Here is a 13,840-nt window from a genome sequence, read left to right as displayed (position 1 = left end):
CCTCTTCTCTCGGTCAGTCCGTGTGGCGGCGGCGGGACGCAAGCCAGGCGGGCTCAGCCCCGTTGGGCTGCGCCGGTGTCCGTGCCGGCCTCGGCGGCGGCGCGCGCCGCGCGCTGGTGGATGAAACGCTTGTGCGGCTCGTAGGGGAACACGTCGTGCACGTGCCCGGCCAGGATGCGCTGCTTGTGCGTGTTCCAGAAGTCTGCGTCGAGCAGGTCGGCGTGGTGCTTCATGAACACCTCGCGCACGCTGGCGTTGCCCAGCAGGAAGGGTTCGAACGTTTCCGGGAACACGTCCTTTGGGCCGACGTGGTACCAGATCTCGCCGGACATCTCCTCCTCCTCGTTGCGCGGCGTGGGCACGCGGCGGAAGTTGCAGTCGGTGAGGTACTCGATCTCGTCGTAGTCGTAGAACACCACCTTGCCGTGGCGCGTCACGCCGAAGTTCTTCCACAGCATGTCGCCGGGGAAGATGTTGGCGGCCACGAGGTCCTTGATGGCGTTGCCGTACTCGATCACCGCGTGCTCCAGCTGCTGGGGCGTGGCCTCCTGCAGGTAGATGTTCAGCGGGATCATGCGGCGCTCGATGTAGACGTGCTTGAGGATGACCTCCACCTGCCCGTCGCCGTCGCGGTCGGAAATTTCCACCTGGCTTGGACAGTGGTGCAGCAGCTCCTGCACCAGCGCGTCCTCGAAGCGCACGCGCGGGAAGGCCACGTTGCTGTACTCCAGCGTGTCGGCCATGCGGCCCACGCGGTCGTGCGTCTTCACGAGCTGGTACTTGCCCTGCACCAGCTCGCGCGTGGTCTCCTTGGGCGCCGGGAAGAAGTCCTTGATGGCCTTGAAGACGAAGGGAAAGCTCGGCAGGTCGAACACCAGCATCACCATGCCCTTGATGCCCGGCGCGATGCGGAACTTGTCGCCGGAATGGCGCTGGTGATAGAGGAAGTCCCGGTAGAACAGGTTCTTGCCCTGCTTCTGCAAACCCAGCGCGCTGTAGAGCTCCGAGCGCGGCTTGCGCGGCATGAGGCTGCGCAGGAACTGCACGTAGGCCGCGGGAATCTCCATGTTCACCATGAAGTAGGCGCGCGCGAAGCTGAACAGCAGCAGCAGCTCCTCCTCACCGAAGAGCGCCGCGTCTATCGCCAGCGACTGGCCCTCCTGCGCGTGCAGGATGGGCAACACGAACGAGGTCTCGTGGAAGCCGTTGACGATCTTGCCCACGATGTAGCCGCCCTTGTTGCGGAAGAACATCGAGGACAGGACCTGGATCTGGAAATTGGTGCGCCAACGCACGTCGCCCAACTGGCGGCGCAGCGCCTCCAGCACGTCGTCCAGGTCGCGCTGGAAGTCCTCGAAGGGCAGCGCGAGCTGGAAGTTGTGGACGATGCGCTGCAGCGTCTCGCGCAGCGTCGCGGGCGTGGGGTAGTAGGCGCGGTAGGTGGGCGCCGCGGCGGGCTCGTCGTTCTCGATGTACTCGGTGGAAACGGCCGGGCGGACGAAGATGAAGTCGTTGTGGAAGTAGTTGTGGTGAAGGATCTTGGTCGTGACCGAGTTGAAGAAGGTCTCGGCCAGCTCGGGCTGGTGGTGGTTCACCAGCAGTCCGATGTAGTGGAGCTTCACCTGCTGCCAGGTGTCCATGGGCAGCGAGGAGGCCTGGAACTCGGTCTGCAGCCGTTCGGCGGCCTCCTCCACGCGCACGTCGTAGAACTCGATGCGCTCGCGCTGCGCGCGCTGCTGGCCGTGCCAGTCCGCCTGTTCGAAGCGCTGCTTGGCCGCGGCGCTGGTTTCTCGGAACAGCCGGTAGTGGCGGTTGAAACCCTCCAGCAGCGCACCGGCGATGGCGTAGGCACGGCCATCGTCCAGCACGCGCGGAAAGAGGCTGGGGGGGTTGTGGGTCACGGCCTTGTCTCCTGGGATCTTGTGTCTTGTGCAGGGCCGACCTGCCGCGGGGCTGGCCCGCCGCCCCGTCAGGAGCTCAGCGGGCCGAGGTCGGCAGCGCCGCTGCCGGTCTGGGCGTCGGCGACCGGGGCCGGTGCGGGAGCCGGCGCGGGGGCCGGGGCGATGTCGGCCTGCTGCGCCGCCGCGCGGGCCTTCACGGCGCGCAGCGCCTGCTCGTAGGCCGGGGCCACGTCGTCGGGGCTGCCCACGGTCATGCGCAGGTCCTGCAGCAGCCCGTTGTGCAGGCCGTACACCCAGCCGTGCACCACCACGCTCTGGCCGCGCTGCCAGGCGTCCTTGACCACCGTGGTCTGGCAGACATTGAGCGCCTGCTCCAGCACGTTGAGCTCGCACAGCGCGTCGGTGCGCAGATCGGCCGGAATGCTGAACAGCCAGTCGCGGTGCTTGTCGCGCACGTCCTGCACGTGGCGCAGCCAGTTGTCCACCAGGCCCACGCGCAGGTCGTGCAGCGCGGCCTTGACGCCGCCGCAGTTGGAGTGACCCACCACGATGACGTGCTGCACCCGCAGCGCGTCCACCGCGAACTGCAGCACCGACAGGGAGTTGAGGTCCGAGTGCGCCACCACGTTGGCCACGTTGCGGTGGACGAACAGCTCGCCCGGCAGCAGCCCCACCAGCTCGTTGGCCGGCACGCGCGAGTCGGCGCAGCCTATCCACAGGTACTGCGGCGTCTGCTGCTTGAGCAGCCGGGAGAAGAAGCCCGGCTCGCGGGCCTCGGTCTCGTCGGCCCACTGGCGGTTGCGCTCGAAGAGGTCTTTCAGTTCATTGGACATGGCGGGGAGTCATTTCTTATGGAACGGGGGAAATCTTCTGGCGGCGCGATCCGGGGCCGCGCACAGCGCTTGCGAGCGCACCGGCGGCGGGCGGTGAGGCGGCGTCAGCCCTGGACGTCGGGGCGGCCCTGCACGGTGAACATGGTGGCGGTCATGGTGGCCACGAGCTTTTCGGGGCCGCCGCCGTCGTGCTGCAGCGCGCGGCCCTCGACCACGCTGATGGTGCGCCCGGCCTTGAGCACGCGGGCCTCGCAACGCAGCCAGGGGCCCTGCGCGGGCGCCAGCAGGTTGACCTTGAACTCCACCGACAGCACCGAGGCCTCGGCCGGCATGAGCGAGAAGGCGGCGTAGCCGCAGGCGGAGTCCAGCGCGGTGGTGAGCATGCCGGCGTGCATGAAACCGTGCTGTTGGGCCAGCTCCGGCTTGTGGCGCACGACGATGACCACATGGCCCGGCTCCACCACCTCCAGCGAGGCTCCGAGCGTGCGCATGGCGCCCTGGCGGGCGAAGTTGTCGCGCACGCGCTGTGCATAGCCGGCGTCTGCGGGAACGAAGCTCATCAATCCTCCTCCGGGTACTCGGCGCGAATCCCCGGATTTTAAGGGGGGGTCACTACACTGCCCGCGCATGACCGCCCCGCAGCACCGCCCCCAGCCTTCTCCGTTGACTTACCCCCTGGGCGACCGGTTGCCCGCGCCGGGCCAGGCCCTGGACATCGCCCCGGGCGTGCGCTGGCTGCGCATGGGGCTGCCCTTCGCGCTGGACCACATCAACCTGTGGCTGCTGCGCGACCGCGTGGACGGCCGCGAGGGCTGGACGGCGGTGGACACCGGCATCGCCAGCGACGCCACCCGCGCCGCCTGGGAACAGGTCTTCGAAACCGGGCTGGACGGGCTGCCGCTGCTGCGCCTGGTGGTGACGCACATGCACCCCGACCACATCGGCCTGGCGCAGTGGCTCACCGCGCGCTGGGGCTGCCGCCTGTGGATCAGCGCCACCGACTACCTCGCCGCCCAACACGGCAGCCGCAGCAGCACGGGCCATGGCGGCGACAGCGCCGCGGCCTTCTTCGGCAGCCACGGCCTCACGGACCCGGACGCGCTGGAGAAGGTGCGACAGCGCGGCAGCTACTACGCCAGCATGGTCCCCGAGGTGCCGGCGCAATACGCGCGGCTGCTGGACGGCCTGCGGCTGCCCATGGGCGGCCACGACTGGCACTGCATCGCCGGCTACGGCCACGCGCCGGAGCACATCAGCCTGCACTGCCCGGCGCTGGGCGTGCTGATTTCCGGCGACATGCTGCTGCCGCGCATCTCCACCAACGTCAGCGTGCTGGACGTGGAACCGGAAGCCAACCCGCTGCCGCTGTACCTCGCGTCGCTGGAGCGCTTCACGCCGCTGCCGGCCGGCACCCTGGTGCTGCCCTCGCACGGCAAGCCTTTCACGGGGCTGCATGCGCGCGTGGCGCAACTGCGCGAGCACCACGACGAGCGGCTGGGCGAAGTGCTGCAGGCCTGCGCCGAGCGGCCCATGGACGCCGCCGCGCTGCTGCCCGTGCTGTTCCGCCGCCCGCTGGACCTGCACCAGACCACCTTCGCCATGGGCGAAGCCATCGCCCACCTGCACGCGCTGTGGCTGGACGGCCGGCTGCGCCGCCAGGCGGATGCGGACGGCGTCTGGCGGTTCACCAAGCCCTGAGCGGGCCTCCTATAAGGCGGACAAGGCACTTTTCCGCCGGCCGCATTGTTCAGAAATCTGAACGATGAAGCCCATTCAATGGGGGCTCACCGGGCACGAAACTGAACACTGGCCCGCCATGACTTCGCCCAAACCCTGCCCTGAACCGTCCGCCAAGAAGAAGGGCCTGTCACGTGAGTAACAGGCCCTGCCCGTGCACCGCCCTTGCCGTCGAACGCGGCGCCTCCCGCGGTGCACGCCGTCATGGACAGCGAAGGGCCAGTCTGCAGCAACCCCCCTCATTTGCAGGGCCCCCGAATGGGTGACAAATTGTGACTAATGCACGGCTCGCCCTGCCGGCGTGAGGGCCGGGGCCGAGAACCTGACGGGCGCTGACGCCGGCTTGCTCAGTCCAGCGAGGGCAGCACCGCGGCGCGCAGCGCGGCGCGGCGGGCGGCGAAGTCCGGCAGCACGGCGCGCACATGAGCCCAGAAGGCGGCGCTGTGGTTCATCTCGCGCAGGTGGGCCAGCTCGTGCACCACCACGTAGTCGATGAGCGCGGGCGCCAGGTGCACCAGGCGCCAGTTCAGGCGGATCACGCCCGCGGCGCTGGCGCTGCCCCAGCGCGTCACGGCGGCAGACAGCGCCACGCGCGACGGCCGCACACCCATCAGCGGCGCATGGAGGGCGCAGCGCTCACGGAAATGCGCCAGCGCCCGCGCGCGCAGCCACTCGCGCAGCGCGGCGGCCCATTGCGCCGGCGGCGCCTCGGCGGGCAGCGGCGCGTGCAGCAGCGCGGCGGCGGCGTCGAGCTGCCAGGCCGCGGCCTGCGGCCGCAGCGACAGGCGCTCGCCCAGGAAGGGAAGCTCGGCTTCGGGGCCCCACACCGGCTGCACCTCGCGGCGGCGCAGCGACTGCTGCCGCTGCGCGGCGAGGTGGCGCAGTATCCAGGCCGCCTTGGCGTGCAGCGCCTGCTCCACCTGCGCCAGCGTGGCGTGGCGCGGGGCGGCCACGCGCAGGCCCTGCGCGTCCACCACCAGGCCGATGCTGCGGCGGGCGCTGCGCCGCAGCGCGTAGCCCACCTCGGCGCCGGACAGGTGCACGGCGTGGCGCGCCTCGGGGTGGCGCCACACGCTGCCCTGCGGCACGGCGCCGGCCGGCGCCGCATCGGCCACGAGCCGGGGCGCGGCCATGCTCAGGACTGCGCGGCGGTGGCGGAGCGCTGCGGCTGGCCGCCGGCGTAGGCCTCGGGGTCCAGGCGGCGCATTTCGCCCTCGATCCAGGCTTCGACCTCGCGCGTCACCGCGTCGGCGCTGCGGCCCTGCGTGGCGATGGGCGCGCCCACGGAGATGTCGATCACGCCAGGCTTGAGCAGCCAGCTCTTGCGCGGCCAGCAGCGCGCGGAGGTGACGGCAATGGGCACCACCGGCACGCCCGCGGCCATCGCCAGCCGTGCGGCGCCGCTCTGGTAGCGCGCCTGCTCGCCGCGGGGCACGCGCGTGCCCTCGGGGAACATGATCACCCACGTGCCCTGGGCCATGAACTTGCGGCCCTGCGTGGCGACCTTGTTCCAGGCCTCGGTGCGCTTGGCGCGGTCGATGTGGATCATGTCCAGCCGCGCCATGGCCCAGCCGAAGAACGGGATGTAGAGCAGCTCGCGCTTGAACACGTAGGCCAGCGGGTGCGGCATCAGCGCCGGGAAGGCAAAGGTCTCCCAGGTGGACTGGTGCTTGGCCGCCAGCAGCACGGCGTCGCGCTTGCCCTTGGGCAGGTGGTCCATGCCCTGCAGCCGCCAGCGCACGCCGCAGATGAAGCGCGCGCCCAGGATGGCCGTGCGCAGCCAGCCCGCGCACATCCAGTACACCGGCTCGCCGCGCAGGAAGATGGACACCACCACCACCGACAGCGCCCACGGAACCACCGTGACGGCCAGGAACACGATATAGAGCGCCGAGCGCAGCGCCGAAAGCAGTCGTCCCATAGTCAGCGGCTCCCCTCGCCGTCCGTGGCCGCCGGCGCGTCAGGTTGCTCGCGCTGCAGCAGGTAGTCGGCGAAGGCCGACAAGTCGTCATGAACCTGCAGCCCCGGCACCTGGACCGCGAGCTGCTGAAGCTGGGCCTCGTCCAGCAAGGCGCCGCGGCCGCTGCGCAGCAGGTGCGGCTGGCAGCCCGCGGCGCGGGCGGCCAGCATGTCGCGCGGCGTGTCGCCCACCATCGGCACCTGCGTGAGGTCGGCGCCGTAGCGCCGGCCGATGTCCAGCATCAGCCCGGGCAGGGGCTTGCGGCAGTCGCAGTGCTCCTCCGGCGTGTGCGGGCACAGGAAGACCGCGTCCAGCCGCCCGCCCTGCATCGCCAGCGTGCGCATCATGTGCGCGTGCACGGCGTTGAGCGAGGCCATGTCGATCATCCCGCGCCCAATGCCGGCTTGGTTGGTGGCGATGACCGTGTGCCAGCCCGCGTGGTTGAGCCGCGCCACGGCCTCCAGCGCGCCGGGCACGGGCGTCCACTCCGAGGGCTCCTTGACGTGGTCCTCGCGGTACTGGTTGAGGATGCCGTCACGCCCGAGGATGACGAGCTTGGGAACGGGTGTCATGCCGCCAGCCGCGACAGGTCGGCGACCCGGTTCATCGCGCCGTGCAGCGCACCCAGCAGCGCCAAGCGGTTGGCGCGCAGCGCGGCGTCCTCGGCGTTGACCATGACGTGGTCGAAGAAGGCGTCCACCGGCGCCTTGAGCGCGGCCAGCGCCTGCAGCGAGCCCTGGTAGTCACCAGCCTCGAACGCGGAGTCAGCCTTGGGCGCCACGGCCTGCAGGGCCTCGAACAGCGCGGCTTCGGCACTTTCCTGCAGCAGCGCGGTATCCACCGCCGCGGCGGCGCCGCCCTCGCTCTTCTTGAGGATGTTGCCCACGCGCTTGTTGGCCGCGGCAAGCGACGCGGCTTCCGGCAAGGCCGAGAAGGCGCGCACCGCGGCCAGCCGCTTGGGCACCTGGCCCAGGCGCTCGGGGCGCAGGGCGAGCACGGCGTCCACTTCCTGCGCGCTGTAGCCCTGCTCGCGCAGGCTCACGGCCAGGCGGTCGTAGAAGAAGTCCAGCAGCGCGGCGCCCGGGTTCGCGATCAGCTCGCCGAAGGGCGGCACGGCCTGCGCCACCAGCTCGTGCAGCGACAGCGGCAGGTTCTTCTCGACCAGCAGCCGGATCACGCCCAGGGCGTGGCGGCGCAGGGCGAACGGGTCCTTGTCGCCGGTGGGGAGCTGGCCGATGCCGAACAGGCCCACCAGCGTCTCCAGCTTGTCGGCCAGCGCCAGCACGGTGCCGGTGTGGTTGCGCGGCAGCGCGTCGCCGGCAAAGCGGGGCTTGTAGTGGTCCTCGATGGCGATGGCCACGCCGTCGCGCAGGCCCTCGTGGCGGGCGTAGTAGGCGCCCATGATCCCTTGCAGCTCGGGGAACTCGCCCACCATGTCGGTGAGCAGGTCGGTCTTGGCCAGCAGCGCGGCTTCCTTGGCCTTGCTGTCGAGCACGTCGAACTCGTCCTTGGCGTCCACCGTGTAGGGCACGGTGGCCAGGCGCAACTGGTTGACGATGGCGTGGGCGATGGCCTGCACGCGCTCGGCGCGCTGGCCCTGCGTGCCCAGCTTGCCGTGGTAGACGACCTTGGCCAGGCCGGGGACGCGCGAGGCCAGCGTCTTCTTGCGGTCCTGGTCGAAGAAGAACTTGGCGTCGGCCAGGCGCGGGCGCACCACGCGCTCGTTGCCCTGCACCACGGCGCCCGCGTCCTCGGGGCTGATGTTGCTCACCACCAGGAAGCGGTTCGTGAGCTTTCCAGCCGCATCCAGCAGCGGGAAGTACTTCTGGTTGGCCTTCATCGTGAGGATGAGGCACTCCTGCGGCACGTCCAGGAACTCCTTCTCGAACTGGCAGGCGAGCACGTTGGGGCGCTCGACCAGCGCGGTCACCTCGTCCAGCAGCGCGGCGTCCTCGATGGGCTTGAGGCCTTCGCGGGCGGCTGCGGCCTGCAGCTGGCGCTCGATCTCGGCGCGGCGCGCGTCGAAACCGGCAATCACCGCCCCTTCTTGCTGCAATTGCTGCGCATAGCTGTCGGCGTCCAGCACCACCACCGGGTCCACGGCGGCCTCGAAGCGGTGGCCATGGGTGGCGCGGCCGGCCTGCAGGCCCAGGGTGGCCACGGGCACCACGTCGGCGCCGTGCAGCGCGACCAGCGCGTGCGCGGGGCGGACGAAGTGCACGCTGCTCCAGCCATCGGCGAGCTGGTAGCTCATGACCTTGGGGATGGGCAGCTTCGCCAGCGCCTCTTCCAGCGCCTTCTGCAGGCCGTCAGCCAGCGCGGCGCCGCGCAGCGTGCTCTGCAGGAACAGCGCCTCGGCCTTGCCGTCGGGGCGGCGCTGCAGTTGCGGCAGCACGGAGGCGTCGGCGCCCAGCGCGGAAAGCTTCTTGAGCAGCGCGGGCGTGGGCTGGCCTTCGGCGTTCAGCGCCACGGCCACCGGCATGAGCTTCACGAGCTGCTCGCGGTCGGGGGCTTGGGCCGCTACCGCCGTGACGTGCGCGGCCAGGCGGCGCGGCGAGGCGTAGGGCGTGGCCACGGCGTCGGCGCCGGCCAGGCCCTGGGCCTGCAGGCCCTTGAGCAGTGCCTGCGTGAAGGCGTCGCCCAGGCTCTTGAGCGCCTTGGGCGGCAGTTCCTCGACGAACAGTTCGACGAGCAGGTTCTTTGGGTTCATGTCCGAAGCCGCCATCACGCCGCCTTCTTCTTCAGTTCGAGTTGTGCCGTGACCTCGTCGGCCCAGGCCTTGGGCGCCATGGGGAAACCCAGGCGCGCGCGGCTGTCCACGTAGCCCGCGGCCACCGAGCGCGCGAGGTTGCGGATGCGGCCGATGTAGGCCGCGCGCTCGGTCACGCTGATGGCGCCGCGCGCGTCCAGCAAATTGAAGGTGTGCGCGGCCTTGAGCACCTGCTCGTAGGCCGGCAGCGCGAGCTGCTGCGCGATGAGGTGCTGCGCCTGACGCTCGTGCGCGCCGAAGGCGGTGAGCAGGAACTCCACGTCGGAGTGCTCGAAGTTGTAGGTGCTCTGCTCGACCTCGTTCTGGTGGAACACGTCGCCGTACTTCAGCCCCGGCGTGTATTCGAGGTCGTAGACGTTTTCCACGCCCTGCAGGTACATGGCCAGGCGCTCCAGGCCGTAGGTGATCTCGCCGGTGGCGGGCTTGCAGTCGATGCCGCCGACCTGCTGGAAGTAGGTGAACTGCGTCACCTCCATGCCGTTGAGCCACACCTCCCAGCCCAGGCCCCAGGCGCCCAGGGTGGGGTTCTCCCAATCGTCCTCGACGAAGCGGATGTCGTTCTTCTTGAGGTCGAAGCCCAGGGCCTGCAGCGAGCCCAGGTAGAGCTCCAGGATGTTGGCCGGCGCGGGCTTGAGGACGACCTGGAACTGGTAGTAGTGCTGCAGCCGGTTGGGGTTGTCGCCGTAGCGGCCGTCCTTGGGGCGGCGGCTGGGCTGCACGTAGGCGGCCTTCCAGGGCTCGGGCCCCAGCGCGCGCAGGAAGGTGGCGGTGTGGCTGGTGCCGGCGCCGACCTCCATGTCGTAGGGCTGCAGCAGCGCGCAGCCCTGGGCGCCCCAGTATTCCTGCAGGCGAAGGATGATTTGCTGGAAGCTCAGCGTGGCCATGGAGTGGATGTTGCGGACGTAAACCCTTGATTCTAGGGTGGCGCCCGCGTGGCCCTGACGCCGGCAAGGGCCGCCCTTGACCCGCGCCAAACCCCGGGCGCCGGCGCCCGCCCCGCCGCCTCAGGCGCGGCGCACGCGCGCCACCACCAGCACGATGGTGCCCAGCGCCGCCGCCAGCAGCGGCCACAGCCCGGCACGCGCGGCCCACCACGCAAAGGGCGTGACGCCTTCGCGTGCCTGCACCGGCGCCTCCAGCGTGCCGCGGCTGTAGGCGGGCAGTTGCGCGGTGACGCGGCCGGTCTCGTCGATGACGGCGGTCACGCCGGTGTTGGTGGCGCGCAGCATGGGAATCTGGAACTCCAGCGCCCGCAGGCGGCTGATGTTGAGGTGCTGCGGCAGCGCCACCGTGTGGCCGAACCAGGCGATGTTGCTGACGTTGACGAAGAGCGTGGGCGAGTGCGCCGGCTCGCGAAAGCGCTGCGCCAGCTCCTCGCCGAACAAATCCTCGTAGCAGATGTTGGGCGCCAGGCGCTGGCCCAGCGTGGCGAAGGACGGGGCATTGAGCGGGCCGCGGTCGAAGTCGCCCAAGGGGATTTCCATCAGCCGCGTGAACCAGCGAAAGCCCGTGGGGATGAACTCGCCGAAGGGCACCAGGTGCACCTTGTCGTAGCGGTAGGGGTCCTTGCCCGCCGTGTGCGAGGACAGGCCCAGCACCGCGTTGGCGTAGCCGCTGTCGAAGTCGCCCAGCGGCACGCCCACCAGCGCGGCCTGCGGCGAGTGCTCGAAGCGGTCGCGCAGCGCGCTCCAGTAGGTGGGGTCGAAATCCTGCAGCTGCGAGGGCAGCAGCGGGATGGCCGTCTCCGGCGCCACCACCAGGTCGCCCTGGGCCTGGTCCAGCGCCTGGCGCAGCCAGGCCAGCGCGCCGGGCAGGTGCTCCGCCGCGAACTTCTCGTCCTGCGCCACGTTGGTCTGCACCAGGCTCACGCGCAGCGTGCCGTGGCCCAGCGTGAAGGAGGCCGGCCCAAGCACGTCGGCCACGGTGAGCACCGCCGCCATGCCGGCCAGCGCCAGGCCCAGCACCCGCCAGCCCGCGCGCGCCGCGGCCACCAGCAGCGCCGAGATCAGCGCCACGGCCGCGCCCATGCCGTACACGCCCACCCAGGGCGCGAGCACGGCCAGCGGGGCGTCCACCTGCGCGTAGCCGCTGGCCAGCCAGGGAAAGCCGGTGAAGAGCGCGCCGCGCGCCAGCTCGGCCAGCAGCCACAGCGCGGCCCACAGCAGCGCGTCCGGCATGGCGCGGCCGCGCCGCAGGCGCGCGTACAGCCCCATGGCCAGCGCCAGGTAGGCACCCATGGCCAGCGCCAGCGCTGCCACGGCGGCCACGGCCAGCGGCGCGGGCAAGCCGCCGTAGCGGTGCATGCTCACGAACAGCCACCAGGTGCCCGCCCCCACCCACACGCTGCCGAAGGTCCAGCCCAGCAGCGCCGCGCGGCCCGGTGCGGCGCCCTGCACGCGCCAGGCCAGCAGCGCCACGCACAGCAGTTGCAGCGGCCAGGCGCCGGTGTGGGCAAAGGTGAGCGCGTGCAGCGCGCCCACCGCGGCCAGGAGCGGCAGCTCCAGCCGGCGGGTCCAGCCCGGTACAGCTTTGAAGTTCAAGATGCGTCGGCGGCTTCGCCGGCAGGTATGCGCGTGACCTTGAACCAGCGCACGGCACCGCCGCGCGTGAGCATGACGGTGAAGCGCAGCGCTCCCACGTCCACCACCTCGCCGCGGCGCGGCACGCGGCCGGCCTCGTGCGCGACCAGGCCGCCTATGGTGTCGAAGTCCTCGCGCGGCAGCGCGATGGCGAAGGCCTCGTTGACGTCGTCGATCTCGGCGTCGCCGGCCACGCGGTAGCTGCCGTCGGCCAGGGTGTAGACGGCGCTCTCGGCGTCCTTGTCGTCGAACTCGTCCTCGATCTCGCCGACGATCTGCTCCAGCACGTCTTCGATCGTGATGAGCCCGGCGGTGTTGCCGAATTCGTCGATGACGATGGCCAGATGGTTGCGGTTGCTGCGAAAGTCGCGCAGCAGCTCGTTGAGCCGCTTGCTCTCCGGGACGAACACGGTGGGCCGCAGCAGCGTGCGCAGGCTCAGCTCCGGCGCGCGCTGCAGCTTGAGCAGGTCCTTGGCCATGAGGATGCCGATGATGTTGTCGCGCCGCCCGTCGTACACGGGAAAGCGCGAGTGCCCCGCGGCGATGACCTGCTCCAGCAGCGCTTCGTACGGGCTCTCGATGTCGAGCAGGTCCATGCGCGGCGCCGCGACCATGACGTCGCCGGCGCTCATGTCGGCCATGCGCAGCACGCCTTCGAGCATCAGCCGCGACTCGGGCTCTATGAGCTCGCGCTGCTCGGCGTCGGCCAGCGTCTCCATCAGCTCGGCCTTGGAATCCGGCCCCGGCGAGATGAACTCCACCAGGCGCTCGAACAGGCTGCGCTTTTCGGCCGGCAGGCGCAGCGACGAGGGCCGCGCCGGCGGGGTCTTGACGGATTGAGGAGGTTCTGACACGGCAGGTGTCGACAGTGGGAAGGCGGCAAGAATACCTGATCGGCTTGACAGGGCACGGAGCTTGCATGACAGTCCGTCGCCCTTATCAGACCCCCCTGGCGCTTTGGGCCAGGCTGCAAGCCCATGTCCAACGGACTGATTCCCGCCACCATCCTCACCGGCTTCCTCGGCAGCGGCAAAACCACGCTGCTCAAGCGCGTGCTCAGCGAGCCGCACGGCCAGAAGATCGCCGTGATCGAGAACGAGTTCGGCGAAGAGAACATCGACAACGAGATCCTGGTGGCCGACACCGAGGAGCAGATCATCCAGCTCTCCAACGGCTGCGTGTGCTGCACCATCCGCGAGGACTTGCGCTCCACCTTGTCGGTGCTGGCGGCCAAGCGCCGCCGCGGCGAGCTCAGCTTCGACCGCGTGGTGATCGAAACCACGGGCCTCGCCGACCCCGGCCCCGTGGCGCAGACCTTCTTCATGGATGACGAGATCGCCGAGAGCTTCCTGCTCGACTCCATCCTGACCCTGGTGGACGCCAAGCACGCCAACAGCCAGCTCGACACCCGCCAGGAAGCGCGCCGCCAGGTGGGCTTCGCCGACCAGATCTTCATCAGCAAGTCCGACCTGGTGCCGACGGCCGAAGTCGATGAGCTCTCGCACCGCCTCAAGCACATGAACCCGCGCGCACCGCAGCGCCGGGTGCACTTCGGCGAGGTGGCCATCAGCGAGGTGTTCGACCTGCGCGGCTTCAACCTCAACACCAAGCTGGAGATCGACCCGGAGTTCCTCAACGACACGCCGCACGATCACCACCATCACGACCACGAGCACGGCGAGCACTGCGACCACCCGCATCACCACCATCACGACGACGACGTCAAGTCCTTCGTCTTCCGCGCCGATAAAGCTTTCAATCCGGCCAAGCTGGAAGACTTCCTGGGCGCCATCGTGCAGGTCTACGGACCCAAGATGCTTCGCTACAAGGGCGTGCTGTATATGAAGGGCAGCGACCGCAAGGTCGTCTTCCAGGGCGTGCACCAGATGATGGGCAGCGACCTGGGCCCCAAATGGACTCCCGGCGAGAAGAAGCAGAGCAAGATGGTGTTCATTGGAGTGGACCTGCCGCGGGACATCCTGCTGCAGGGTTTGGAGCAATGCCTGGTGTAAGCGGCTGCAAGCAGGGCGCTGGCTACAATGCCGCGCGCTGCGCGCCCC

Annotated in this window: 12 protein-coding genes; 2 read left to right on the top strand and 10 right to left on the bottom strand. The window is 70.1% G+C overall.

The features are described 5' to 3' along the window. Positions 1-53 precede the first annotated feature (53 nt). From aceK to ALA01S_RS06230, 3 genes are all read right to left on the bottom strand, one after another. Positions 54-1,901, bottom strand: coding sequence for a bifunctional isocitrate dehydrogenase kinase/phosphatase (gene aceK / locus ALA01S_RS06240; RefSeq protein ID WP_066333572.1), 1,848 nt, complete (start codon positions 1,899-1,901; stop codon positions 54-56). A 68-nt stretch (positions 1,902-1,969) separates the two neighbouring features. Next, positions 1,970-2,734, bottom strand: a complete 765-nt coding sequence (gene can, locus ALA01S_RS06235) for a carbonate dehydratase (protein WP_084267264.1) — start codon at positions 2,732-2,734, stop codon at positions 1,970-1,972. 104 nt (positions 2,735-2,838) lie between these two features. Then, positions 2,839-3,294 carry a PaaI family thioesterase gene (locus ALA01S_RS06230; protein WP_066333570.1) on the bottom strand — a complete coding sequence of 152 codons (456 nt, stop codon included), beginning with the start codon at positions 3,292-3,294 and terminating at the stop codon, positions 2,839-2,841. A 67-nt stretch (positions 3,295-3,361) separates the two neighbouring features. On the opposite strand from ALA01S_RS06230, the gene ALA01S_RS06225 reads away from it, so the two are divergent. Continuing rightward, the gene (locus tag ALA01S_RS06225; RefSeq protein WP_066333567.1) at positions 3,362-4,432 is read left to right on the top strand and encodes an MBL fold metallo-hydrolase; all 1,071 of its coding nucleotides are present in this window, start codon (positions 3,362-3,364) and stop codon (positions 4,430-4,432) included. A 386-nt stretch (positions 4,433-4,818) separates the two neighbouring features. Here the strand turns inward: ALA01S_RS06225 and ALA01S_RS06220 are convergent, their stop codons facing one another. The 7 genes from ALA01S_RS06220 to ALA01S_RS06190 form a co-directional block, all read right to left on the bottom strand. Then, complete coding sequence (locus ALA01S_RS06220) at positions 4,819-5,604, bottom strand: M48 family metallopeptidase (protein WP_066333565.1); 786 nt, start codon at positions 5,602-5,604, stop codon at positions 4,819-4,821. A gap of 2 nt (positions 5,605-5,606) precedes the next feature. Further along, entirely contained in the window at positions 5,607-6,392 is a 786-nt protein-coding gene (locus tag ALA01S_RS06215) for a lysophospholipid acyltransferase family protein (RefSeq protein ID WP_066333563.1), read from the bottom strand. Between the two features lie 2 nt (positions 6,393-6,394). Beyond that, positions 6,395-7,003, bottom strand: a complete 609-nt coding sequence (gene gmhB, locus ALA01S_RS06210; RefSeq protein ID WP_066333561.1) for a D-glycero-beta-D-manno-heptose 1,7-bisphosphate 7-phosphatase — start codon at positions 7,001-7,003, stop codon at positions 6,395-6,397. Beyond that, positions 7,000-9,141 (bottom strand): glycine--tRNA ligase subunit beta, encoded by a 2,142-nt coding sequence (glyS, locus tag ALA01S_RS06205; protein ID WP_084267270.1) that lies wholly within the window; start codon positions 9,139-9,141, stop codon positions 7,000-7,002. The genes gmhB and glyS overlap by 4 nt, the downstream gene beginning before the upstream one ends. 14 nt (positions 9,142-9,155) lie before the next feature. Beyond that, a complete protein-coding gene (gene glyQ, locus ALA01S_RS06200; RefSeq protein WP_066333557.1) occupies positions 9,156-10,085 on the bottom strand; it encodes a glycine--tRNA ligase subunit alpha in 930 nt (309 codons plus the stop codon). A 120-nt stretch (positions 10,086-10,205) separates the two neighbouring features. After that, positions 10,206-11,741 carry an apolipoprotein N-acyltransferase gene (gene lnt, locus ALA01S_RS06195; RefSeq protein WP_066333555.1) on the bottom strand — a complete coding sequence of 512 codons (1,536 nt, stop codon included), beginning with the start codon at positions 11,739-11,741 and terminating at the stop codon, positions 10,206-10,208. Next, a complete protein-coding gene (locus ALA01S_RS06190) occupies positions 11,738-12,634 on the bottom strand; it encodes a CorC family transporter (protein WP_084267263.1) in 897 nt (298 codons plus the stop codon). Before ALA01S_RS06190 ends, lnt begins: the two co-directional genes overlap by 4 nt. Before the next feature lie 123 nt (positions 12,635-12,757). Here ALA01S_RS06190 and ALA01S_RS06185 point away from each other — a divergent pair, with 123 nt between their 5' ends. After that, entirely contained in the window at positions 12,758-13,792 is a 1,035-nt protein-coding gene (locus ALA01S_RS06185; RefSeq protein ID WP_066333552.1) for a CobW family GTP-binding protein, read from the top strand. Positions 13,793-13,840 lie beyond the last annotated feature (48 nt).

It is taken from the genome of Azohydromonas lata NBRC 102462 (assembly GCF_001571085.1).
Classification (GTDB): Bacteria; Pseudomonadota; Gammaproteobacteria; order Burkholderiales; family Burkholderiaceae_C; genus Azohydromonas; species Azohydromonas lata.
The sequence above is the reverse complement of the archived record's forward strand: the minus strand, read 5'-3'. Positions and strand labels throughout refer to the sequence as shown.